A 21,502-nucleotide genomic window follows, 5' to 3' on the forward strand; every position below is an offset into this window, starting at 1 on the left:
TCTCGGATGCGGGTTCGCAGCATGCGTCGATCTCCAAGACTATCGTTCGGTGACCGGGCACCGAACACGCGGCGGTTGACATGCACATCCATGCATATCAAAATGAGATCGGTTTGCATTAGTGCGCTGTCCGCCCCCGAAGGAGCACCCTTGAGTCTCGACTCCGGTCATCACGACTGCACGGTGGGCGCTCGCACTCCAGAACCGCACGAACCCGGCGAGATCCGGCAGCCGATCCCCCCCGACACTTTGGTCACCGCGGGCGAATTGCTTCGCGCACTGTCCGCGCCTATAAGAATCGCGATCGTCCTTCAATTGCGGGAATCCGCGCGATGTGTGCACGAGCTCGTCGGCGCACTCGGCGTCACCCAGCCATTGATCAGCCAGCACCTACGTGTCCTGAAGACCGCCGGCGTCGTCCGCGGAGACCGATCCGGACGTGAAGTCCTCTACCGACTCGCGGACGAACACCTCGCCCACATCGTCGTCGACGCTGTCGCCCATGCCCAGGAACCTGCCGCCCAGGAAACAATCGCCCTGGGAACACCTGAACAGGAAGGTTGACGTCCACCTTGACCTCCGCCCGCAAGCCCCTCGTCGGGGTTCGCTCGACCAAACAACGCAGCGCGATCGTCGCCCTGCTCGACGACACCGAAGAGTTCCGGACGGCCCAGGACCTCCACGACGAACTCCGCAAGCGCGGAGACGCGATCGGCCTGACCACCGTGTATCGAACACTGCAGTCGCTCGCCGAGACGGGCAGCGTCGATGTGCTCCGCACCGATTCCGGGGAGTCGATGTTCCGACGCTGCTCCTCGGGTCATCACCACCATCTCGTGTGCCGCCGCTGTGGATTCACCGTCGAGGTGGACGGACCCGAGGTCGAGCGCTGGGCACACGAGATGGCTGACGCGAACGGATTCGTCGACGTCAGTCACACCATCGAGATCTTCGGCACGTGCAAGGATTGCGCACTCGCCGAGGACTGATCGGTCATGTCGTTTCGTCTGCAGGGTCGGCGCCTGCGCCCACGGCCTCCCGAGCACTCGCAGCACCGTCGAGCACCAGCAGGAGCATCGTCGTCAGCGCGGTGTCTTCGAGGCCGGTGATGGGGAACGAGTAACGCAGGACGACGTCGGCCTCGGCGTCGCGTTCGATCAGATGAACCGAACCGAACTGCACGGCGTCGGCAGCCGTGGCCACCCGAGCGCGCACGTCGTCGCCGAGGGGAAGGTCCCAGCCTAGGACCCCGGTGAGCGACACGACATCGAGCCCGTCGGTGAGGGTGACCACCTGTGCCGCGAACGGGACCGCACCGTAATCGAATCCGAGGGCGTCGTCGCCATTCGGCTCGGAGGTGCGCAGATCGACGAACGGGGCGAGCAGACCGGCAATCCGCTCCCGGAAAGCCGTCATTTCACACCGCCGAACCGGCGGTCGCGGGACGCGTACTCGACGCAGGCCGACCAGAGGTCGCGTCGGTCGAAGTCTGGAAAGTTCTTGTCCTGGAATACCATTTCGGCGTAAGCCGATTGCCACAGCAGAAAGTTCGAGGTCCGCTGTTCCCCTGACGGCCGAAGGAACAGATCGACATCGGGCATATCCGGCTCGTCGAGATAGCGGGCCACCGTCGCTTCGGTCACCTTCTCGGGATCGATCTCGCCGGCCGCGACGCGACGTGCGATCTCGCGGGCCGCATCGGCGATCTCGGCTCGGCCACCGTAGTTGACGCACATGACGAGAGTCATCACGTCGTTGTCCTTGGTGAGCTCCTCGGCGATCTCGAGTTCCTTGATCACGCTGCGCCACAGGCGCGGGCGACGCCCGGCCCACCTGACGCGCACACCCATCTCGTGCATCTCGTCGCGGCGGCGGCGGATCACGTCACGGTTGAAGCCCATGAGGAACCGGACCTCATCGGGGCTGCGCTTCCAGTTCTCGGTGGAGAACGCGTACGCGGACAACCACTTGACGCCCACCTCGATGCTGCCGCACACGGCGTCCATGAGAACTGCTTCGCCTCGTTCGTGGCCGGCGGTGCGCGGCAATCCGCGCTCCTGCGCCCAGCGACCGTTTCCGTCCATGACCAACGCGACATGCTGCGGAATCAGCTCGGGCTGGATGATCGGGGCACGCGCCCCCGACGGATGCGGGTCTGGTGGGCGGATGGTGCGGTCAGCCGGTCGGTGCGGTTCGCGTCGTCGAATCACGGTCTCCATCCTGCCTGACGCCGACTTCCGAGCTCCCGCCCGCGTGCGGACCGCCACGTTCGATGAGCGGCAGCGTCCGTAGTTGACGCTCTAGGTGCCATTGCAGATGCGCAGCGATCAGACCGCTCGTCTGACTCAGTACCGAGGCCGATGCAGATTCGCTGACCTCCCAGTTCCCCCGGTTGAGCGCATCCATCAGCTCCAGCACTCCCGGTGCGGGCGTCGCCGCTCCCGGCGGCCTGCATTCGACACAGACGGCACCGCCCGCTCCTACATGGAACGCCGTGTGTGGTCCTGGACGGTCGCAACGGGCGCAGTGTGTGATCGCGGGTGCCCAGCCGGCGTAGAGCATGGCGCGCAGCAAGTAGGCGTCGAACACCAACTCCGGAGGACGCGTGCGGTCGCACACCGCACGCAGGGCACCGACGGTCAGTGCGTGGAGCCGGGGAACGGGAGCGCGTTCCTCGCCGGCAAGGCGTTCGGCCGTCTCGAGAATCGCACACGCGGTGGTATAGCGCCCGTAGTCGTCCACGATGCCGATTGCGAACGCGTCGAGCGTCTGGACCTGGGTGACGACATCGAGATTGCGCCCGGGGTGCAACTGCACATCGATGTGAGCGAAAGGTTCGAGGCGCGCACCGAACTTCGAGCGGGTGCGGCGGACCCCCTTCGCGACGGCTCTGACCAGCCCGTGACGGCGGGTGAGCAGGGTGACGATGCGGTCGGCCTCACCCAGCTTGTGCTGGCGCAGCACCACAGCGTTGTCCCTGTACAACTTCACGCATCCGAGTGTGTCATGTCGCAACGACAACGCCTTCGCGGTGCGCGACCCCGCGTCGGGAACCTCGACACCGATACTGAAACGCGTTACTGTTCGTTCGAACGAACAACTTGGGGGATGCATGACCACGCACGACGTAACCACCCGATCCGCCGGGCTGACCGAGACGGTTGCCGCCCTCGACGCCGGCACCGCCACCTCGGTCGAACTCGTCCGCGTCGCACTCGACCGGATCGACGCGAGCCGATCCACACTCAACGCTTTCCGCGTCGCACGGCGGGAAGCAGCGCTGACCGAGGCAGCCGAGGCCGATCGACGCCGCGCCGCGGGCGAACGCCGTCCCCTGCTCGGCGTCCCGATCGCAGTCAAGGACGACACCGACGTCACCGGTGAGACCACAGCCTTCGGCTGCCCGGGCGAATTCCCGGTTCGCAACGACGACGCCGAAATGGTCCGCCGTCTGCGCGACGCCGGTGCAGTGATCGTCGGCAAGACCCATTCCTCCGAGGTCGGTCAGTGGCCCCTGACCGGGAACTCCACCTACGGATACACACGCAACCCTTGGTCACGGGGGCACACACCTGGCGGATCATCCGGCGGGAGCGCCGCGGCGGTCGCCGCCGGACTGGTCCCCGCAGCACTCGGCTCCGACGGCGCCGGCTCGGTTCGGATCCCGGCCGCCTGGACCAATCTGGTGGGCATCAAGCCGCAGCGCGGTCGGATCTCGATGTGGCCCCATCCCGAGGCGTTCTATGGGCTGACCACGCACGGACCACTCGCTCGCACGGTCGCCGACGCTGCGCTTCTCCTCGACGTGGTGAGCGGCAATCGCGCAGGCGATCTCCATCGCCGCGAGCCGATGGCCGTCTCCGACGCGGTAGGACGCGACCCCGGACGACTGAGAATCGCGTTGTCACTGAAGCTTCCGTTCACCGCCACGCCGAGACAGCTCGATCCTCGGGTACGTGTCCGCATCACCGCACTCGCCGCGACCCTCCGCGATCTCGGACACGAGGTGATCCTCGCCGACCCGGACTACGGAATCATGTTCGGTCTGAATTTTCTTCCGCGGTCGATGGCCGGAATCCACGACTGGGTGAGCGCGTTGTCCGACCCGTCCCTGACCGACCCGCGCACACGTGGCAATGCCCGCACCGGCAAACTCCTGCACGGATTTCCGCTTCGCGCCGCGAGAGCCGCCGAACCCAGGCTGCGGCGCCGTGTCGGCCGGATATTCGACCGGGTCGATGTCGTTCTCACCCCTACCACCGCGACACCGCCGCCACCGATCGGTGCGATCGACGGCCTCGGTGGCTGGGCCACCGACAAGGTGATCACCGCAGCGTGCCCGTATGCGTGGCCGTGGAACGTACTCGGATGGCCCGGAGTGAACGTTCCTGCCGGTTTCACCGACGAAGGATTGCCCGTAGGTGCACAACTTCTCGGGCACGACGACTCCGAGCCGATGCTCGTCTCACTCGCAGCGCAACTCGAATCGGTATTGCGCTGGGACGAACAGAGCCCGGTCGGGTGGTGGTAGTCGTGACCACCGATGCCCGGCACCGAATCATCGAGGCAACACTGCATCTCATCGGAACGGACGGAATCGCGGGAATCACCAATCGGCGCATCGCGTCCCGCGCCGAGGTGTCGCTGGGGTCGATCACCTACCACTTCCCCAGCCAATCCGATCTGCTGAAGGCGGCGCTCACGACCTTCGTCGACGAAGAGACCGAACGACTGCGCACGATCGCCGACTCGTATCGTTCTCAGACACTGTCGGTCATGGAAGCCGCGGCCCTCACCGAGCGGGTCGCAGAGGATCTCGCATTCACCGCCGAACGGATCGCACCGTACGAACTGTGGATCCAGGCGGGCCGGGATCCGGATCTGCGTGCGACCGCGGACGAATGCTGGTCCGCGTACGACGCACTGACCGTGACGATCCTCCGCGTCCTCGACGTCCCGAACGCAGAGGTGATCGGGCCGATCCTGGTCGCGACGATCGCCGGACTGCAACTGCGGCGTCTGTCGACCGGGTCCGGCGCGGATATTGCCGCCGCGACACTCCTCCTGCTCCAGGGAGCAACGCAACCCTGATCCACCGCGTTACGCGACGTCTTCCTCAGAGTTGCACCGTTCCGCTACCCACTTCCCTACCGCCCTCGAGGACACCGACTTCTACGTCCTCAGAATCGACGGTGATCTCGGCTGTGCATACGATCGGAACGGTCGACCTCGTCCCCGGTGCGAACGGCTCACCATGCGCAGGCCCTTTGATCGTGCAGGTGATCGCGTCCGCCGACGCAAAGGACACCTGTGGGCGATATCCGGAGAAGAAGGGGCTGCTGCGTCCACCGACGTTGCTCGGCTTCATCGACAGGTCGACGAGAATCTCTTCTCCCGCAGGGAACGTGACCGGACCCACCGCGACTTCGTCCTCCGCGAGACACCCGGCGACGAAGAACAGGGACGCCGCGGCAACCGCGAGAGGGGCATATACACGCATTCGGACCTCCGCATCGACAACGATGCGGAGACCCTAGCTCCATCGGACATATCCGACATCTACGTCTTCCATCGGGAGGATCACCCGAAAGCAGCAGCGACGGGGGTCAGAACCCGAGGCGACCGAGTTGCTTGGGATCCCGCTGCCAATCCTTCGCTACCTTGACATGCAGATCCAGGAAGATCTTCACCCCGAGCAGCCTCTCGATCTGAGTGCGCGCCGCCGTGCCCACCTCGCGCAGACGCGCGCCACCCTTGCCGATGACGATGCCTTTCTGGCTCGGGCGTTCCACGTAGAGCAGAGCATGCACATCGAGCATCTCACCCTGTTTCTCGGTGCGCCCCTCACGCTCTCGAATCTCCTCGATCACCACGGCAAGTGAATGTGGAAGCTCGTCGCCGAGGCCCTCGAGCGCCGCCTCGCGAATGAGCTCCGCCATGAGGGTTTCTTCGGGTTCGTCGGTGAGTTCGCCATCGGGGTAGAAGGCAGGCCCCGGCTCCATGTGCGAGGCGATCACGTCGACGAGGACTTCGACCTGCTCCCCCGAGGTCGCCGATACGGGAACCACGTCGGTCTCGCTGCCGAGCAACTGCGACACCGCGAGTAGCTGCGCTGCGACCTGCTCCTTACCCACTTTGTCGATCTTCGTCACGATGCCGATCAGCGGAGTGCGCGGCGCCACGGTGCGGAGCTGTTCGAGAATCCAGCGGTCGCCGGGGCCGATCTTCTCATCTGCGGGAAAACACATGCCGATGGCGTCGACCTCGGAGTATGTGTCGCGCACGAGGTCGTTGAGTCGCTGACCGAGCAAGGTCCGGGGCCGGTGCAGTCCCGGAGTGTCCACGAGGATCAGCTGCGTATGGTCACGGTGGACGATCCCGCGAATGGTATGGCGTGTGGTCTGCGGTCGCGACGACGTGATGGCGATCTTGCTGCCCACCATCGCATTCGTCAGCGTCGACTTGCCGGTATTGGGACGCCCTACGAAACAGATGAATCCGGAACGGAATTCGGAGGCGCTCATTCTGTGTTCTGCCATCTGGTGTTCGACGCTGCTACGTCCTCGTTCACGATGCAGAGCACGCGCCGTCCTCCTTTCGTGAGGTGGGTGAGTCTTCGGATTCCGGAACGCGCCGGACGAACACGGTATTGACGCGGACGCGGCCGCGGACATCGGGGCCGCCTTCGCCACGCAGGACGAGTCCGTGAGTGTGCACCTGCGACCCCGGCAGCGGAACGCGCCCGAGTTCGTAGCCGAGTAGTCCGCCGACGGTGTCGACCTCGTCGTCGTCGATCTCGATACCGAACAGTTCGCCGAGATCCTCGACCGGGAGGCGCGCGGAGACACGATAGGTCTCATCACCGAGAGCCTCGATATCGGGGATTTCCCCGACGTCGTACTCGTCGGCGATCTCGCCCACAATTTCCTCGATGAGATCCTCGATCGTGACCAGACCCGCGATGCCGCCGTATTCGTCGACGAGCACGGCCATATGGTTGCGGTCGCGCTGCATATCGGACAAGAGGTCGTCGAGACGCTTAGAATCGGGCACGAACACCGGCGGACGCATCACCTCGGCGACCGAGACACTGTGCCCGCCGTCGCTCGCGTCGTAGGTCTGTTGTACGAGGTCCTTCAGATAGACGACCCCGCAGATGTCGTCGACGTTCTCACCGATCACCGGGATGCGGGAATGTCCGCTGCGCACGGCGAGAGAAGTCGCCTGCCCTGCGGTCTTGGTGCTCTCGATCCAGACCATCTCCGGTCGGGGCACCATGATCTCGCGCGCGGTGGTGTCGCCGAAATCGAAGACCGACTGGATCATCCGTCTCTCGTCATCGGCCACCACTCCGCGTTCCTGCGCCAGGTCGACGAGCTCGCGCAGCTCGATCTCGTTGGCGAACGGACCGTTACGGAACCCTCGGCCGGGGGTGACGGCGTTACCCACGAGGATCAGGACCCTGCTGATCGGGCCGAGGACCACACCCAGCACGCGCAGCGGTGCAGCAGCGGTGAGTGCGATCGTGTAGGCGTGCTGCCTGCCGAGTGTCCGCGGCCCCACACCGATCACGACATAGTCGATCACGACCATGACCGCGGCACTGATGACGAGAGCCGCCGTACGATTCAAATGACCGAGCAGCTCCCCGGCGAGCACGACTGTCGCCGTGAGCTCACACAGGATACGAAGCAGCACGGCAAGATTGACGTATCGAGGCCGGTCTTCGAGGATTGCGCGGAGCCGGCGGGCACCCGCACGGCCTTCTTTCGCGAGGTCGTCCACGCGCGCAGGCGAGACCGTGTTGAGCGCTGAATCGACGGCCGCGAAGAGCCCGCCGATCACGACGAGCAGTACCGCGAGGACGTAGGAGATCACGGTGCTCACGCCGGCCTCACTCCAGCGGTGATGCCGGTGGTCTCACATCGCGTCCCATCTTCCGACGACACGGCTCAGATCTCCGGATTGTCGACGAATCCGGCCTTTCCGAGCAGCTGCTGATCGCGCGCGGCAAGCCGTGCGTCACGCTCGGCAAGGCGCAGTTCCTCGTACCACTCGGCGAGCAACTGGTTCTGGAGGCCGAACATCTCCTTCTCTTCCTCCGGCTCGGCGTGGTCGTAGCCGAGTAGGTGCAACATTCCGTGCACCGTGAGAAGAGCGAGTTCGTGGTCGAGCGAATGACCGGCCTTCTCCGCTTGGTCTGCGGCGAACGACGGACACAACACGATGTCGCCGAGCATGGACGGGCCCGGCTCGGGTGCGTCCGGTCGGCCTCCAGGCTCGAGTTCGTCCATCGGGAACGACATCACGTCGGTGGGACCGGGCAGATCCATCCAACGCACGTGCAGATCGGCCATGGTGTCGGAATCCACGAGCACCATCGACAGTTCCGCAGCGGGATGCACGTCCATTCGGGCGATGACGAAACGGGCGACGTCGAGCAGTTCTTCCTCGACGACCTCCATCCCGGACTCGTTCGAGATTTCGATGCTCATGACTGTCGTTCCTTCTGCACTTCTGACGGATTCGGGTTGTGCGGCATGCTCACCGGCGCTGGACCCGGTGTTGTGCGGCGCGACGCTGGGCTCGATTGCCGAGGCCCGCTGCGCCGTCTCGCTCGGCTTCGAAGCGCCCATAGGCGTCGACGATGTCGGAGACGAGCCGGTGACGCACCACGTCGCTGCTGTCGAGCCGTGCGAAGTGGATGTCGTCGATGTTGTCGAGGATCTCGGCAACAGCAGCAAGACCCGACCGGGCGCCGCCGGGCAGGTCGACCTGGGTGATGTCGCCGGTCACGACGATCTTCGACCCGAAGCCCAGTCGGGTGAGGAACATCTTCATCTGCTCAGCAGTGGTGTTCTGCGCCTCGTCGAGGATGATGAAGGCGTCGTTCAAACTCCTACCACGCATGTATGCCAGCGGCGCGACCTCGATCACCCCGGCCTGCATGAGCTTCGGAATCGCTTCGGGATCCATCATGTCGTGAAGGGCGTCGTGCAGGGGACGCAGATACGGGTCGATCTTCTCGTGGAGAGTTCCCGGCAGGAATCCGAGCCGTTCGCCTGCCTCGACCGCGGGACGGGTGAGGATGATGCGGGTGACCTGCTTGGCCTGCAGAGCCTGCACTGCCTTCGCCATTGCCAGGTACGTCTTGCCGGTGCCCGCCGGACCGATGCCGAACACGATCGTGTTGGCGTCGATCGCGTCGACGTACCGCTTCTGATTGAGCGTCTTCGGACGGATCGTCTTTCCACGTCGCGACAGGATGTCGAGGCTGAGCACCTCCGCCGGCGACTCGGACAGCCCGTTCGTGAGCATCCCGACGGTGCGGCGCACGCCATCGGGACCCAGTTGCTGGCCTCGGCGTACCAGCGTGACCAGTTCCCCGATCACCCGTTCGGCAAGGGCTACATCAGCGGGCGTACCACTGAGGCTGACGGTGTTGCCTCGCACGTGGATGTCGGCGGCAAGGGCCGCTTCGAGTGCGATGAGGTTTTCGTCGGCTGCGCCGACCAGGGGGGCTGCAGCCTCCGGCGGAAGATCCAGGCTCGATCGGACCGGGATCCGGCCTGCGTCGTCGGGGTCGCGTGTGCGGTCTGGTTCACTCACGTGGACGGAACGGCCTGCTTTCGGGTCAGATACGGACACGACGGGCGTCGTGTCCGTAGCCCAGTCTAGCGCCGTACGGTGCGCGCCTTCACGGCATTGCTGCGGCCGGTGCCCGGGCTCCGCATCGCGGCCCCGGATTCACTCCCTCGCCTGCAGCCACCGCCGCGCCGATGCGACCACTTCGGCGGCGCGATCGGGACTCACGCCGGCGAGGACCAGCACTCCGAGTGCCATGGCACGGCTCGCATCATCGACGACCCCCTGATTGGCTTGTTCGAGCGTGGCAATCGTCAGGCCCTCCATCATCCCCACGAGCACAACGGTCGATAGATAGCGAGAGAAGACGCCCGCTGCGCGCCCTCGTTCGACGACACCGAACGTGTGAGTGCGAACCGGCGCGATCAGCTGAGCGATTCGTTCCTCTCCGACCTCCTTCCGGGCAAACGACAGCAACACCCGGTATCGATCGCCGACCGGGCTCAGGCGCAGCACCCCGACCGCAAGCGCCACGGCAGCATCCTCGGGCTCGGGCTGCTCGACGGACGCCGCGAGCGCCGTTCCCGCCTCGTCCGCGAGCCCCTCGACGAGCGCGTCCCGGTTGGGGAAGTGCGCGTACACGGTACGTCGCACCACGCCCGCTGCTTTCGCGACGTCGTCCATGCTCGCATCCGGGTCCGCTGCGAAGCAGCGCATGGCCGCGTCGAGGATCCGCGAGCGGTTCGCATTGGCACGCTTCCGCGGACTGGGGACCGATTCCTCCACGCTGCTCATCCTCGTTTCTCCGCACATGTGATTCACGTTCCAGTCTAGTTGCACACGACTGTGCAATTAACTAGATTGCACACGACTGTGCAACAACGGCCCGGCGCCCGGGCTCTCATCGAGGAGAACCGCATGACCGACACTGCCCCGGAGGTTCGGCGATCCGCCGAATCGGACCCCTACCCACGGCGATGGGCCGGTCTGGCGATCCTGTGCCTGAGTCTGCTCATCGTGGTGATGGCGAACACCGCGCTGATCGTCGCGGCGCCGGACATGCTTCGTGATCTACAGCTCACGAGCACCGACATGCAGTGGGTCATCGACGGATACACCGTTCCGTACGCGGCGCTGATGCTCCTGTGCGGCGTTCTCGGCGACCGGTTCGGTCGGCGACGAGCACTTCTCGCCGGACTTATGGTGTTCGCCGCCGGAGCCGTGTACGGAAGCCTGGCAGACAGCGCCACCGAGGTGATCGCCGCACGCATCGCGATGGGGGTCGGCGCTGCGGTGATCATGCCGGCCACCCTCTCCCTCCTCGTTGCAATGTTCCCGGCACACGAGCGCACCCGCGCGATCGCGGCATGGGCCGCAACCTCCGGGCTCGCCATCGCACTCGGTCCGCTACTTGCCGGATGGCTACTCGAATCACATGCGTGGGGCTCGACATTCCTGATCAACGTGCCGATTGCCGTGGCAGCGGCAATCGCTTCCCTGATCCTCGTCCCACCGTCCCGCGCAGACAACCTCGACCGCACCGACTGGACCGGGGGGTTGCTGTCGATCCTCACCGTCGGCGGTCTCGTCTACGCGATTATCGACGGATTCCACTTCGGCTGGAGCACAGCAACTCTCGGCGTAATCGCGGTGTCCGTGGCTGCAGCGGTGGCGTTCGTCGCGTGGGAATCGAGGCACCCACAACCACTTCTCGATCTCAGGCGGGTCACCGACAGGACCGTCGGGGCAGCGTGTATCTCCGTGTTGCTCTTGTTCTTCGCAACTTTCGGGGTCATCTACTTCGTTGCACAGCAGTTCCAGTTCGTGCTCGACTACGGACCGCTCGAAACAGGCCTGCGCCTGCTTCCGCTCGCCGGGGCGGTCTCCGCGGGCGCGGCGGCAAGCGCTCGACTCGCACCCAGGTTCGGTACGCGCGTGACAGTGACCGCCGGGATGGCAGCGGCGACGGCGGGGGTACTGGTGCTCACGCAGTCCCACTCCGATTCCGGGTACGGGATCTACCTCGCGTGCCTGCTGCTCCTGGGCATCGGCATCGGCATTTCGACGCCGCCTGCCACCGACCTGATCATGGCCGGCTTTCCCGAGAACGAACTCGGTGCAGCAGGCGGACTCAACGATACCGCCGTCGAATTCGGCGGTTCACTCGGAATAGCTTTGCTCGGTTCGGTTCTCGCCACTGCCTACCATCAGTCGATCGCGGGCTTCCTGTCGGAGCTGCCATTCGGAGAGCTGACGGGGCCCATGGCCGAACAGGCAGAACTGGCCGTTACCGCAGCAGGCGACTCCGTGGGCGGCGCCTCGATCGTCGCGGAAGAACTCGCCACGAATCCGTTGGCCTCACGCTACGCGGAACCGTTGCGAGAGGCCGCGGGCTCCGCGTTCTCCGACGCCATCGGGCAGGCGAGCCTTGTCGGGGGCATTGCACTGGCGGTCGGGACTCTGCTGGTCGCGACGATCCTGCCGTCAGCAGACCGAAGGCCACACGATCACATCGACCTCATCTCCGGGAAGTAGTCGCTCAGCGGGCCGATTCACGAACCCGCCCACGGGTCTTCGTCGAACCACGGGTCTTCGTCGAGCCACGGATTCTCGTCGAGCACCGCCTTCATCGTGAGATCCCAGCTACGAGTGCTGCGGTCGAGGAAGGCATTATGCCCTTCCCCCGGCACCTCCCACAGCACCACCCGGTCGCCGGCAGCGCCCGCGGCGGTCGCGTAGGCACGGCTGGCAGCCACCGGAACCTGCAGGTCCTCGCTGCCGTGGATGCATACCGTGGGCACGCAGGTCGGTACCCGATGCAGCGGCGAAGCATCTCGATAGACCTGCGGGTCGTCCGCATAGGACACTCCGAAGAGGGCTTCGAGTGCGGCGCCCCCACCGCGGGTGGCGGCTCGGGACGCGAGGTCGAGTGCCCCGGCCTGGGAGATCACGCGGCTCGGCCGCACTGGGCATTCCCGCTGCCCCGCCACCCACAGCGCGAGTTGGGCACCTGCGGAATGCCCGACGAGCCGGACATCGCCGGTATCGAGCGGAATCGGCGACGCTTCGGGCAGCAACGTCCGGGTCGCGGCGAGCGCAGCCTCGATGTCTGCGCTCGTTTCCGGCCAGGCCCCGCCGGCGCCGACCCGGCGGTATTCGACGTTCCACGCGGCCACCCCTCGCCGAGCGAGTTCCGCGCCCAACGTCGTCGCCAGATTGAGGTGGAAGTCGGCGCTCCAATAGCCGCCGTGAATCAGCATGACCACAGGGACCGGGCCGTCGGTCCCGGGCGGGATGTACAAGTGCCCGAACTGGGCGGGCTCGGAACCGTAGTCGATGCGGATGCGTGGCATATCCAGCATTATCGATCAGCTCAGGGTCGATCAACTCGGGGATCGATCAACTCAGGGGCTGCCTGCCCCAACGATCGGTGAGCACACCCACCGCACCGAGCGCAACGGCAGCGGCGGACGAGGTACGCAATACCGTCGGACCGAGCGACACCGCCGTCGCGCCTGCTGCGACGAGCGCTTCGACCTCCGCATCGTCGAGCCCGCCTTCGGGGCCGACGATGAGAACGAGTTCGGGGGCCTGCGCAAGGGGCAGCGACGAGAACGGGACGGTGGCCGATTCGTGCAGCACCGCGACGACACCACCGCGTTCGACGGTCTCCCGCGCCCGGGAAACGACTTCGGCGGTGCGGTGTAGCGGGCCCACCTCGGGCACGTAGGCCCGACGGGACTGCTTCGCCGCGGCCGTCGCCGCCGCCTTCCACTTTGCCAAACCCTTGTCCGCCTTGGAATCCCATCGCGCGACGCACCGTGACGACTGCCACGGCACGAACCCGTCGGCACCCGCCTCCGTCGCGAGTTCTATGGCAAGTTCCGACCTGTCGGATTTCGGAAGGGCCTGAACCACGGTCACTACCGGGCGCGGCGGTTCGATCATGCCGCGCCGGAGCACGGTGGCCTCGAGTCGGTCCTTGGCCACGGCCGTCACTTCGACGTCGGCGACGCCACCCCTTCCGTCGGAGAACACGAGCCGTTCCCCGACGGGGATGCGACGCACCGTCGCCGCGTGCCTGCCCTCCTTACCGTCGAGGACGGCAAGCGCCCCGACCTCCGGCAGCGGGTCCAAATAGAACAGCGTCGCAGCCACCGTGGTCGCCTAGCGGACGTTGAACGCGTCGCGTAGACGCGAGAACAGCCCCGACGAATGCTGAGACGACTTGGACACGACCTCGACGCGGTCCCGGTCGCTCACCGTCCGGTACTCACCCAGGATTTTGGTCTGCTTGTGATCGAGTTTGGTCGGCACCACCACTTCGAGGTGTGCGTGCAGATCACCGCGCGCCCCCGAGCGCAGTTTCGGCATGCCGTGCCCGCGGATGACCGACACCGAGCCGGGTTGGGTTCCGGCGTCGACGGTGATGTCGACGGTTCCATCGAGGATCGTGTCGAGGCTCACGGAGGTTCCCAGGGCGGCATCGACCATCGGCACGCGAATGGTGCAGTGCAGGTCGTCGCCGTCGCGGACGAAGATGTCGTGCTGTTGCTCCTGGACCTCGACGTACAGGTCGCCTGCCGGACCGCCGCCCGGACCGACCTCTCCCTGCGCCGCGAGCCGGATGCGCATTCCGTTCCCGACTCCGGCGGGGATCTTCACCGTGATCTCGCGGCGGGCGCGCACGCGGCCGTCGCCGCCGCACTTGTGGCAGGGGTCGGGAATGGTCTCGCCGACACCGCGACATGTGGGGCACGGACGCGAGGTCATGACCTGCCCGAGGAACGAACGCTGCACGGACTGCACTTCACCGGCGCCACCGCAGGTCTCACACCGCACAGGCTTGGAATTGCCGTGAGTGCCGGAACCTGTGCACGAGTCGCACAGAATGGCGGTGTCGACGGTCACGCTTTTGGTGACCCCGCGAGCGCATTCGTCCAGTGTCAGCCGCGTACGCAGCAACGAGTCCGCACCCGGCTGGACACGGCCGCGAGGCCCTCGGGCTCCGCCTCCCCCGCCACCGCCGAAGAACGCCTCGAACACGTCGCCGAGACCACCGAATCCTGCTCCGCCGAATCCGCCCGCACCCGCACCGCCACCCGAAGCGAGCGGGTCGCCTCCGAGATCGACGATGCGCCGCTTCTCCGGGTCGGAGAGCACCTCGTAAGCTGCAGAGATCTCCTGGAAACGCTTCTGCGCCGACTCGTCCGGGTTGACGTCAGGATGGTGCTCGCGTGCCAGCTTGCGATACGCCCGCTTGATCTCCTGGTCGGTCGCATCCTTGGACACGCCGAGCGTCCCGTAGTAGTCCACGTTTGGTTCTCGTCCTTACTTCATCTACACAGAATTGGGCATGCTCAGCGCTCGCCGAGCACCTCACCGATATATCTCGCAACGGTTGCGACCGACGCGATGGTTCCCGGGTAATCCATCCGGGTGGGGCCGAGTACACCGAGCCCACCGAACACCGTCCCTGCCGCACCGTAACCGGTGGACACCACGGAGGTGCTGCGCATCTCGGCGACCTGGGTCTCCTCGCCGATTCGGACGGTGACCCGCCCGGCGTCCTGGCTGGCAGCGAGCAGTTTGAGGACCACCACCTGCTCCTCGAGTGCCTCGAGGACGTTCCGCAACGAACCCGGCATGCCGGGCAGGCCTTCGAAGTCGGCGGCGTTGCGAGTCAAGTTCACGGTACCGCCGAGTACGAGTCGGTCCTCAGGGTGCTCGACGAGAGTTTCCACCAGCACGGTGGCGCAGCGGATCACGACGTCACGAAGGTCTTCCGGTGCGTCCTCGGCAAGTTCGGAGACCGCGATCGATGCAGCGGCGAGCCGCTTGCCGCTCAGCGCGTTGCCGAGCAGATCGCGTAGCCGCACGAGGTCGTCCTCTTCGAGGACGTCGCCGAGTTCGACGATCCGCTGATCGACACGTCCGGAGTCGGTGATGAGCACGAGGAGCAGACGCGCGGGGGTCAGGGCGACCACTTCGAGATGTCGCACGGACGACGACGACAGGGTCGGGTACTGCACCACGGCGACCTGCCGAGTCAGTTGCGCCAGCAGCCTGACCCCACGACGCAGCACATCGTCGAGGTCGACACCGGATTCGAGGAACTGCAGAATCGCGCGACGCTCGGCCGCAGACAGTGGCTTGACCTCGGAGATCCGGTCGACGAACTGCCGGTAGCCTTTATCGGTGGGTACCCGTCCTGAACTGGTGTGCGTCTGCGTTATGTATCCCTCGGCTTCGAGGACCGCCATGTCGTTCCGGACCGTTGCGCTCGACACACCCAGATTGTGACGATCGACAAGTGTCTTCGACCCGATCGGTTCCTTGGTGGACACATAGTCCGCCACGATCGCCCGCAGAACCTGGAATCTCCGTTCCTCGGTGCTCGACATCTGCCCACCTCCGTTCCCCACGTGCATGCCCGAACACGTGCACCTCGCGCGCGATGCACGCGGGCGCAGTGTGCCGTACCCGGTCAGTCTAATCGTGTGGGAACCGAACAGATCCATCCGCCACCCCGTGCGTAGTGTGGGCGCATGATCTTCAAGGGCGTCCGGGACGGAAAGCCGTATCCCGATCACGGCCTGTCGCTGCGCGACTGGTCGAGGATTCCTCCGCGTCAGATTCGCCTCGACGAGATCGTCACCACCACGAAGGTTCTCGAACTCGATCGACTCCTGTCGGAGGACTCGACGTTCTACGGCGACCTGTTTCCTCACGCTGTGCAGTGGAAAGGGGTGCTGTACCTCGAGGACGGACTGCACCGGGCCGTGCAGTCCGCGCTGCGGAACAGGCCGGTACTCCACGCCCGTGTCTTCGACTACGACGCACTCGCCCCGCTCTCGGGAGCAGCCTCGCCCGAGCAAACCGATCCGGCCGGTCCCGAGATCCTCGGCGAGCCCCGGTTTCTCTAGCTCATTCGCGGTCGGTGCCGAGCAGGATGGTCCGCACCACCCCGTCCGCGAGCAACCGGCCGCGGTCGGTGAGAATCAGGTGATCATCGTCGACGACGGCGAGGCCGTCGTCGACGACCGTCCCCACCGCGACGAGTTCTCCGGCGTCCAGTTCTGTCAGTGGAAGTCCGGTGCGCAGGCGCACGGTGAGCATCACCGATTCGGTGTGGATGTCGGCAGCGGTCAGGGTTTCGCTACCGGCAACCGGTAACTGCCCTTCGGCGAGGACACCGGCGTAGCGCCCGGGGTGTTTGACGTTCCACCAGCGCACCCCGCCGACGTGGCTGTGCGCCCCCGGGCCTGCCCCCCACCAGTCTCCGCCGTCCCAATAGCCGAGATTATGACCGCATCGTGCCGAATGGTCCTCGGCGCGCGCCCAATTGGAGACCTCGTACCACGTGAGTCCGGCTTCCGCGAGCCGGCGGTCGATGCGTTCGTACCGAGACGCGAGTACGTCGTCGTCGGGCGCGGGAAGTTCACCGCGCCGGACCCGACGGGCCAGTGCAGTTCCGTCCTCGACGATCAGCGCATAGGCCGACACGTGGTCCACACCGGCGTCGAGCACGGCATCGAGCGACGCATCGAGATCGGCATCGGTCTCGCCCGGCGTGCCGTAGATCAGATCCAGGTTGACGTGTCCGAATCCGGCCTCGCGAGCCTCGCGCGCCGCGGCGACGGGTCGGCCCGGAGTGTGCGTGCGGTCGAGCACCGCGAGCACGTGGGAGGCCGCCGACTGCATACCCAGGGAAATGCGGGTGTAGCCGGCGTCGCGGATCCGAGCGAAGAACTCGGGCGACGTCGACTCGGGATTCGATTCGGTGGTCACCTCGGCACCGGGCGCGAGCCCGAACGACGATCGGACCACACTCAGCACGTCGGCAAGTCCGTCGGCACCGAGCAGGGACGGCGTACCACCACCGACGAACACGGTCTCCGCGGCCGGAGTACCGCGGCCGCTGCGGTCGAGCATTGCAGCGCCTGCGTCGAGTTCGCGTCGGAGTCCTTCCATCCACGACTCGGGCGAGGCCGCGGATCCGAGCTCACCCGCGGTATAGGTGTTGAAGTCGCAGTAACCACAGCGGGTCGCGCAGAACGGCACATGCACGTACACGCCGAACGGTCTGCTGCCGACGCCGTCGAGTGCGCTCGCCGGCAGTTCGAACCCGTATCCCGCACCGGGCGCGGTGTGTTCAGCACCGGGCACACTGCGTTCAGCACCGGGCACACCGCCGGTTCTCGTCTCACTCACAGCCTCCAGTGTTCCAGAGAGACGGCGAGCTCCCATCGGCGCAGCGCGCCTACCTCGACATTTCCCCGATTTTTGGTGGAAATACCCTCCGGATTCGGAAACAGCCCCGTGACATGGCACAATGTTCGCCATGACCGGACTCGGAGTGCGACTCGTGGCGCGACGCCACGTCGACCTCAAGCGTGTCTGTGCGTCTTTCTGTCTGCCCTGCGCCGCCTGTCGCTAGTTTTCGGCACCATCCCCGGCACATCCCAGATCCCGCCGGGTCGAGGCGTGTTCGCATGAGGTCAGCCCCCTCGCACCCTCGATCCGGTCCTTCGAATCCAGGAGAACTGCATGTCGTCGACCACCGACGTCGCTCCCCCCGCCGACACGGCACCCCCCGCCCGCCGGCGCTCGGCGAAGCCCGCCAAGCGTCGCGCAGAAGGCCAATGGGCGCTGGGCTACCGCGAGCCGCTCAACCCGAACGAGCAGACCAAGAAGGACGACAACCCGCTCAACGTTCGGCAGCGGATCATCGACTCCTACCAGCACGTCGGATTCGACAACATCGACAAAGCGGATCTCCGCAGCCGCTTCCGCTGGATGGGCCTGTACACACAACGGGCCGAAGGATACGACGGCACGTGGACCGGCGACGACAACGCCGACCTCCTCGAGGCCCCGTACTTCATGATGCGAGTCCGCACCGACGGGGGCGAGCTGAACACCGCGCAGGTGCGCGCGATCGCAGGTATCTCGAAGGATTTCGCGCGCGATACCGCCGACATCACCGACCGCCAGAACATCCAGTTCCATTGGATCGAGATCGAGAACGTGCCGGAGATCTGGCGTCGCCTCGAGGAGGTCGGGCTCGAGACCACCGAGGCCTGCGGCGACTGCCCCCGCGGAATGCTCGGTTCCCCCCTCGCCGGCTTGTCCCCCAACGAGGTGATCGACGCGAGCCCGGCGCTCGCCGAGATCAAGCGCCGCTATATCGGCAACCCCGAGTATTCGAACCTCCCGCGCAAGTTCAAGACTGCGATCTCCGGCCAGCCCGATGTCGTGCACGAGATCAACGACGTCTCCTTCGTCGGCGTCAACCATCCCGAGCACGGCCCGGGCTTCGACCTGTGGGTCGGCGGCGGTCTGTCGACCAATCCGATGCTCGCCGAACGCACCGGTGCGTGGATCCCGCTGGACGAGGTCCCCGATGTGTGGGAGGGCGTCGTCGCGATCTTCCGCGACTACGGCTACCGTCGGCTGCGTTCCAAGGCACGTCTGAAGTTCCTCATCAAGGACTGGGGCATCGAGAAGTTCCGCGAGGTACTCGAGACGGAGTATCTGAAGCGTCCGCTGATCGACGGGCCTGCGCCCGAGACACCGCTCCATCCGATCGACCATGTCGGTCTCACCAAGCAGACCAACGGACTCAACGCGGTCGGATTCTCGGCTGTGTCCGGCCGAGTGTCCGGCACGACCCTCGACGTGATCGCCGACGCGATGGACGAGGCGGGCACAGACTCGCTGCGGCTGACCCCGTACCAGAAGCTGATCGTCGTCAACGTTCCGGAAGACAAGATCGCCGGTCTCGACAGTGCTCTCGAAGCCGTGGGTCTGAGCTCGCGTCCGTCGCGGTGGCGCCGCAACCTGATCGCCTGCACCGGCCTCGAATACTGCAAGCTGTCGTTCACCGAGACCCGGAGCCGGTCTCAGAACCTCGTGCCGGAACTCGAGAAGCGCCTCGCCGAGCTCAATTCCCAGCTCGACGTGCCGATCACGCTCAACTTCAACGGCTGCCCCAACTCCTGCGCGCGCATTCAGATCGCCGATATCGGGTTCAAGGGAATGCTGGTCGACGATGGTGACGGCAACCAGATCGAGGGGTTCCAGGTACACCTCGGTGGCAGCCTCGGGTTCGATATCGGATTCGGTCGCAAGCTGCGTCAGCACCGCATCCTCGCGCACGAGGCCACCGACTACATCGAGCGCATCGTGCGCAATTTCATCAAGCACAGGAACACAGGCGAACGCTTCGCCGAGTGGGCCGTACGAGCAGATGAGGCGGATCTTCGATGACCACATCGACACACACCACCGACGACCTACGAGAGCTCGCCGCGCAGGGGGCGGCAAACCTCGCAGGTGCGTCGGCTCAGGAATTGCTTCGCTGGACCGAGGACACGTTCGGCGACTCGTACATCGTCGCATCGAACATGCAGGATGGGGTGCTGGTACACCTCGCCGCCCAGATCCACCCCGGCGTCGATGTCCTGTTCCTGGAAACCGGCTACCACTTCGCCGAGACGCTCGGCACTCGTGACGCCGTGGAGCAGGTGTACGGGGTCAACGTGATCAATGCCGCGGCGAAGCAGACCGTTGCCGAACAGGACGCACTGCTGGGCAAGGATCTGTTCGCCCGTGAGCCCAACGAGTGCTGCCGGCTGCGCAAGGTGGTGCCTCTGAAGGAAACCCTGAGCGGGTATCGCGCGTGGGTCACCGGTATCCGGCGAGTCGAATCGCCGACGCGGGCCAACGCGCCGTTGATCTCGTTCGACGAAGCGTTCGGACTCGTGAAGATCAACCCGATCGCCGCATGGTCCGATGAGGACATGCAGAACTACATCGACGAGCACGGGATTCTCGTCAATCCTCTCGTCGACGAGGGCTACCCGTCCATCGGGTGCGCCCCGTGCACGAACAAGCCACTTCCCGGGGCCGATCCGCGCAGCGGACGCTGGGCCGGCCAAGCCAAGACCGAATGCGGGTTGCACTCCTCATGACACTCATCGATACGAAGTTCGACGAAGAACGAATCAAGCTCGACGGCAACAAGTTCGATACTCTCGACGCCCTCGAGTCCGAAGCGATCCACATCTTCCGCGAAGTTGCGGGCGAGTTCGAGCGTCCCGTGATCCTGTTCTCGGGGGGCAAGGATTCGACCGTTCTGCTGCACCTCGCGCTCAAGGCCTTCTGGCCTGCACCACTGCCTTTCGCGCTGTTGCACGTCGACACCGGCCACAATCTCCCCGAGGTGCTCGCATTCCGCGACCACGTCGTCGAGAAGTACAACCTGCGGCTGCATGTCGCGAGCGTCGAAGAGTACATCTCCGACGGCCGCCTCACCGAGCGGCCCGACGGAATCCGTAACCCCCTGCAGACGGTGCCTCTCCTCGACGCGATCTCCGAGAACCGTTTCGACGCCGTCTTCGGCGGCGCCCGTCGCGATGAGGAACGTGCACGCGCAAAGGAGCGGATCTTTTCGCTGCGCAACGCATTCGGCCAGTGGGATCCCAAGCGCCAGCGCCCCGAGCTGTGGAACCTCTACAACGGCAAGCATGCCCCCGGTGAACAGGTGCGTGTGTTCCCGCTGAGCAATTTCACGGAACTGGACATCTGGCGCTACATCGCACGCGAGAACGTAGAACTCGCGAGCATCTACTACGCGCACGAACGCCCCGTCTACCAGCGCGACGGCATGTGGATGACGCCCGGTGTGTGGGGCGGTCCGAAGGACGACGAAGAGCTGCAGACCCTCTCTGTGCGTTACCGCACGGTGGGCGACGGATCCACGACCGGCGCCGTGCTGTCCGACGCCGCCGACAACGAGGCCATCCTGGCCGAGGTTGCGGCATCGCGCCTGACCGAACGCGGCGCAACACGCGGCGACGACCGAGTTTCCGAAGCGGCCATGGAAGACCGCAAGCGAGAGGGCTACTTCTGA

23 protein-coding genes are annotated in these 21,502 nt (G+C 65.7%); 9 read left to right on the top strand and 14 right to left on the bottom strand.

Annotation, left to right across the window (positions count from 1 at the left end; all coding sequences use genetic code 11):
- Nucleotides 1–150: 150 nt before the first annotated feature.
- Together ACTDXD_RS26725 and ACTDXD_RS26730 are read left to right on the top strand one after the other, a co-directional pair.
- Nucleotides 151–564, top strand: coding sequence for an ArsR/SmtB family transcription factor (locus ACTDXD_RS26725; protein ID WP_440125140.1), 414 nt, complete (start codon nucleotides 151–153; stop codon nucleotides 562–564).
- Between the two features lie 8 nt (nucleotides 565–572).
- Nucleotides 573–989 (top strand): Fur family transcriptional regulator, encoded by a 417-nt coding sequence (locus ACTDXD_RS26730; protein ID WP_440127817.1) that lies wholly within the window; start codon nucleotides 573–575, stop codon nucleotides 987–989.
- Nucleotides 990–993: 4 nt separating this feature from the next.
- Here the strand turns inward: ACTDXD_RS26730 and ACTDXD_RS26735 are convergent, their stop codons facing one another.
- The 3 genes from ACTDXD_RS26735 to recO are packed head-to-tail and all read right to left on the bottom strand — an operon-like array spanning nucleotide 994 to nucleotide 2,991.
- Nucleotides 994–1,416, bottom strand: coding sequence for a hypothetical protein (locus tag ACTDXD_RS26735; protein WP_440125141.1), 423 nt, complete (start codon nucleotides 1,414–1,416; stop codon nucleotides 994–996).
- Nucleotides 1,413–2,219: an isoprenyl transferase gene (locus tag ACTDXD_RS26740; protein ID WP_169686218.1), complete on the bottom strand. Its 807-nt coding sequence runs from the start codon at nucleotides 2,217–2,219 to the stop codon at nucleotides 1,413–1,415. The genes ACTDXD_RS26735 and ACTDXD_RS26740 overlap by 4 nt, the downstream gene beginning before the upstream one ends.
- Nucleotides 2,176–2,991: a DNA repair protein RecO gene (recO, locus tag ACTDXD_RS26745; RefSeq protein WP_440125142.1), complete on the bottom strand. Its 816-nt coding sequence runs from the start codon at nucleotides 2,989–2,991 to the stop codon at nucleotides 2,176–2,178. Before recO ends, ACTDXD_RS26740 begins: the two co-directional genes overlap by 44 nt.
- Before the next feature lie 121 nt (nucleotides 2,992–3,112).
- Here recO and ACTDXD_RS26750 point away from each other — a divergent pair, with 121 nt between their 5' ends.
- On the top strand, nucleotides 3,113–4,531 hold the full coding sequence (locus ACTDXD_RS26750; protein ID WP_440125143.1) for an amidase: 1,419 nt from the start codon (nucleotides 3,113–3,115) through the stop codon (nucleotides 4,529–4,531).
- A 2-nt stretch (nucleotides 4,532–4,533) separates the two neighbouring features.
- The gene (locus ACTDXD_RS26755) at nucleotides 4,534–5,091 is read left to right on the top strand and encodes a TetR/AcrR family transcriptional regulator (RefSeq protein ID WP_440125144.1); all 558 of its coding nucleotides are present in this window, start codon (nucleotides 4,534–4,536) and stop codon (nucleotides 5,089–5,091) included.
- A 25-nt stretch (nucleotides 5,092–5,116) separates the two neighbouring features.
- Here ACTDXD_RS26755 and ACTDXD_RS26760 read toward each other — a convergent pair whose 3' ends face one another.
- The 6 genes from ACTDXD_RS26760 to ACTDXD_RS26785 form a co-directional block, all read right to left on the bottom strand.
- The gene (locus tag ACTDXD_RS26760) at nucleotides 5,117–5,500 is read right to left on the bottom strand and encodes a hypothetical protein (protein WP_440125145.1); all 384 of its coding nucleotides are present in this window, start codon (nucleotides 5,498–5,500) and stop codon (nucleotides 5,117–5,119) included.
- A gap of 106 nt (nucleotides 5,501–5,606) precedes the next feature.
- Nucleotides 5,607–6,524, bottom strand: a complete 918-nt coding sequence (gene era / locus ACTDXD_RS26765) for a GTPase Era (protein WP_440125146.1) — start codon at nucleotides 6,522–6,524, stop codon at nucleotides 5,607–5,609.
- A 43-nt stretch (nucleotides 6,525–6,567) separates the two neighbouring features.
- Entirely contained in the window at nucleotides 6,568–7,887 is a 1,320-nt protein-coding gene (locus tag ACTDXD_RS26770) for a hemolysin family protein (RefSeq protein WP_440125147.1), read from the bottom strand.
- A 65-nt stretch (nucleotides 7,888–7,952) separates the two neighbouring features.
- A complete protein-coding gene (ybeY, locus tag ACTDXD_RS26775; RefSeq protein ID WP_247273487.1) occupies nucleotides 7,953–8,495 on the bottom strand; it encodes an rRNA maturation RNase YbeY in 543 nt (180 codons plus the stop codon).
- A 49-nt stretch (nucleotides 8,496–8,544) separates the two neighbouring features.
- On the bottom strand, nucleotides 8,545–9,609 hold the full coding sequence (locus ACTDXD_RS26780) for a PhoH family protein (RefSeq protein ID WP_440125148.1): 1,065 nt from the start codon (nucleotides 9,607–9,609) through the stop codon (nucleotides 8,545–8,547).
- Between the two features lie 138 nt (nucleotides 9,610–9,747).
- Nucleotides 9,748–10,371, bottom strand: a complete 624-nt coding sequence (locus ACTDXD_RS26785) for a TetR/AcrR family transcriptional regulator (RefSeq protein WP_440127818.1) — start codon at nucleotides 10,369–10,371, stop codon at nucleotides 9,748–9,750.
- A 132-nt stretch (nucleotides 10,372–10,503) separates the two neighbouring features.
- Here ACTDXD_RS26785 and ACTDXD_RS26790 point away from each other — a divergent pair, with 132 nt between their 5' ends.
- Complete coding sequence (locus ACTDXD_RS26790) at nucleotides 10,504–12,120, top strand: MFS transporter (RefSeq protein ID WP_440125149.1); 1,617 nt, start codon at nucleotides 10,504–10,506, stop codon at nucleotides 12,118–12,120.
- 17 nt (nucleotides 12,121–12,137) lie between these two features.
- Here ACTDXD_RS26790 and ACTDXD_RS26795 read toward each other — a convergent pair whose 3' ends face one another.
- From ACTDXD_RS26795 to hrcA, 4 genes are read right to left on the bottom strand one after another with little or no spacing between them, the layout of a single operon-like run.
- The gene (locus tag ACTDXD_RS26795) at nucleotides 12,138–12,938 is read right to left on the bottom strand and encodes an alpha/beta hydrolase family protein (RefSeq protein ID WP_440125150.1); all 801 of its coding nucleotides are present in this window, start codon (nucleotides 12,936–12,938) and stop codon (nucleotides 12,138–12,140) included.
- A gap of 46 nt (nucleotides 12,939–12,984) precedes the next feature.
- Nucleotides 12,985–13,743, bottom strand: coding sequence for a 16S rRNA (uracil(1498)-N(3))-methyltransferase (locus ACTDXD_RS26800; protein ID WP_440125151.1), 759 nt, complete (start codon nucleotides 13,741–13,743; stop codon nucleotides 12,985–12,987).
- A gap of 9 nt (nucleotides 13,744–13,752) precedes the next feature.
- Nucleotides 13,753–14,901, bottom strand: coding sequence for a molecular chaperone DnaJ (dnaJ, locus tag ACTDXD_RS26805; protein ID WP_440125152.1), 1,149 nt, complete (start codon nucleotides 14,899–14,901; stop codon nucleotides 13,753–13,755).
- 44 nt (nucleotides 14,902–14,945) lie between these two features.
- Nucleotides 14,946–15,989: a heat-inducible transcriptional repressor HrcA gene (gene hrcA / locus ACTDXD_RS26810; RefSeq protein ID WP_440125153.1), complete on the bottom strand. Its 1,044-nt coding sequence runs from the start codon at nucleotides 15,987–15,989 to the stop codon at nucleotides 14,946–14,948.
- A gap of 144 nt (nucleotides 15,990–16,133) precedes the next feature.
- On the opposite strand from hrcA, the gene ACTDXD_RS26815 reads away from it, so the two are divergent.
- On the top strand, nucleotides 16,134–16,511 hold the full coding sequence (locus ACTDXD_RS26815) for a type II toxin-antitoxin system VapB family antitoxin (protein WP_440125154.1): 378 nt from the start codon (nucleotides 16,134–16,136) through the stop codon (nucleotides 16,509–16,511).
- Between the two features lies 1 nt (nucleotide 16,512).
- Here the strand turns inward: ACTDXD_RS26815 and hemW are convergent, their stop codons facing one another.
- Nucleotides 16,513–17,754, bottom strand: coding sequence for a radical SAM family heme chaperone HemW (gene hemW / locus ACTDXD_RS26820; protein ID WP_440127819.1), 1,242 nt, complete (start codon nucleotides 17,752–17,754; stop codon nucleotides 16,513–16,515).
- 381 nt (nucleotides 17,755–18,135) lie between these two features.
- On the opposite strand from hemW, the gene ACTDXD_RS26825 reads away from it, so the two are divergent.
- Genes ACTDXD_RS26825 through cysD form a run of 3 tightly spaced genes read left to right on the top strand, consistent with a single transcriptional unit; the run spans nucleotide 18,136 to nucleotide 21,502 of the window.
- Nucleotides 18,136–19,857: a nitrite/sulfite reductase gene (locus tag ACTDXD_RS26825; RefSeq protein WP_440125155.1), complete on the top strand. Its 1,722-nt coding sequence runs from the start codon at nucleotides 18,136–18,138 to the stop codon at nucleotides 19,855–19,857.
- Complete coding sequence (locus ACTDXD_RS26830; protein WP_440125156.1) at nucleotides 19,854–20,561, top strand: phosphoadenylyl-sulfate reductase; 708 nt, start codon at nucleotides 19,854–19,856, stop codon at nucleotides 20,559–20,561. Before ACTDXD_RS26825 ends, ACTDXD_RS26830 begins: the two co-directional genes overlap by 4 nt.
- Nucleotides 20,558–21,502, top strand: coding sequence for a sulfate adenylyltransferase subunit CysD (gene cysD / locus ACTDXD_RS26835; RefSeq protein WP_440125157.1), 945 nt, complete (start codon nucleotides 20,558–20,560; stop codon nucleotides 21,500–21,502). Before ACTDXD_RS26830 ends, cysD begins: the two co-directional genes overlap by 4 nt.

It is taken from the genome of Rhodococcus sp. SJ-3 (assembly GCF_051918125.1).
Taxonomy (GTDB): Bacteria; Actinomycetota; Actinomycetes; order Mycobacteriales; family Mycobacteriaceae; genus Rhodococcus.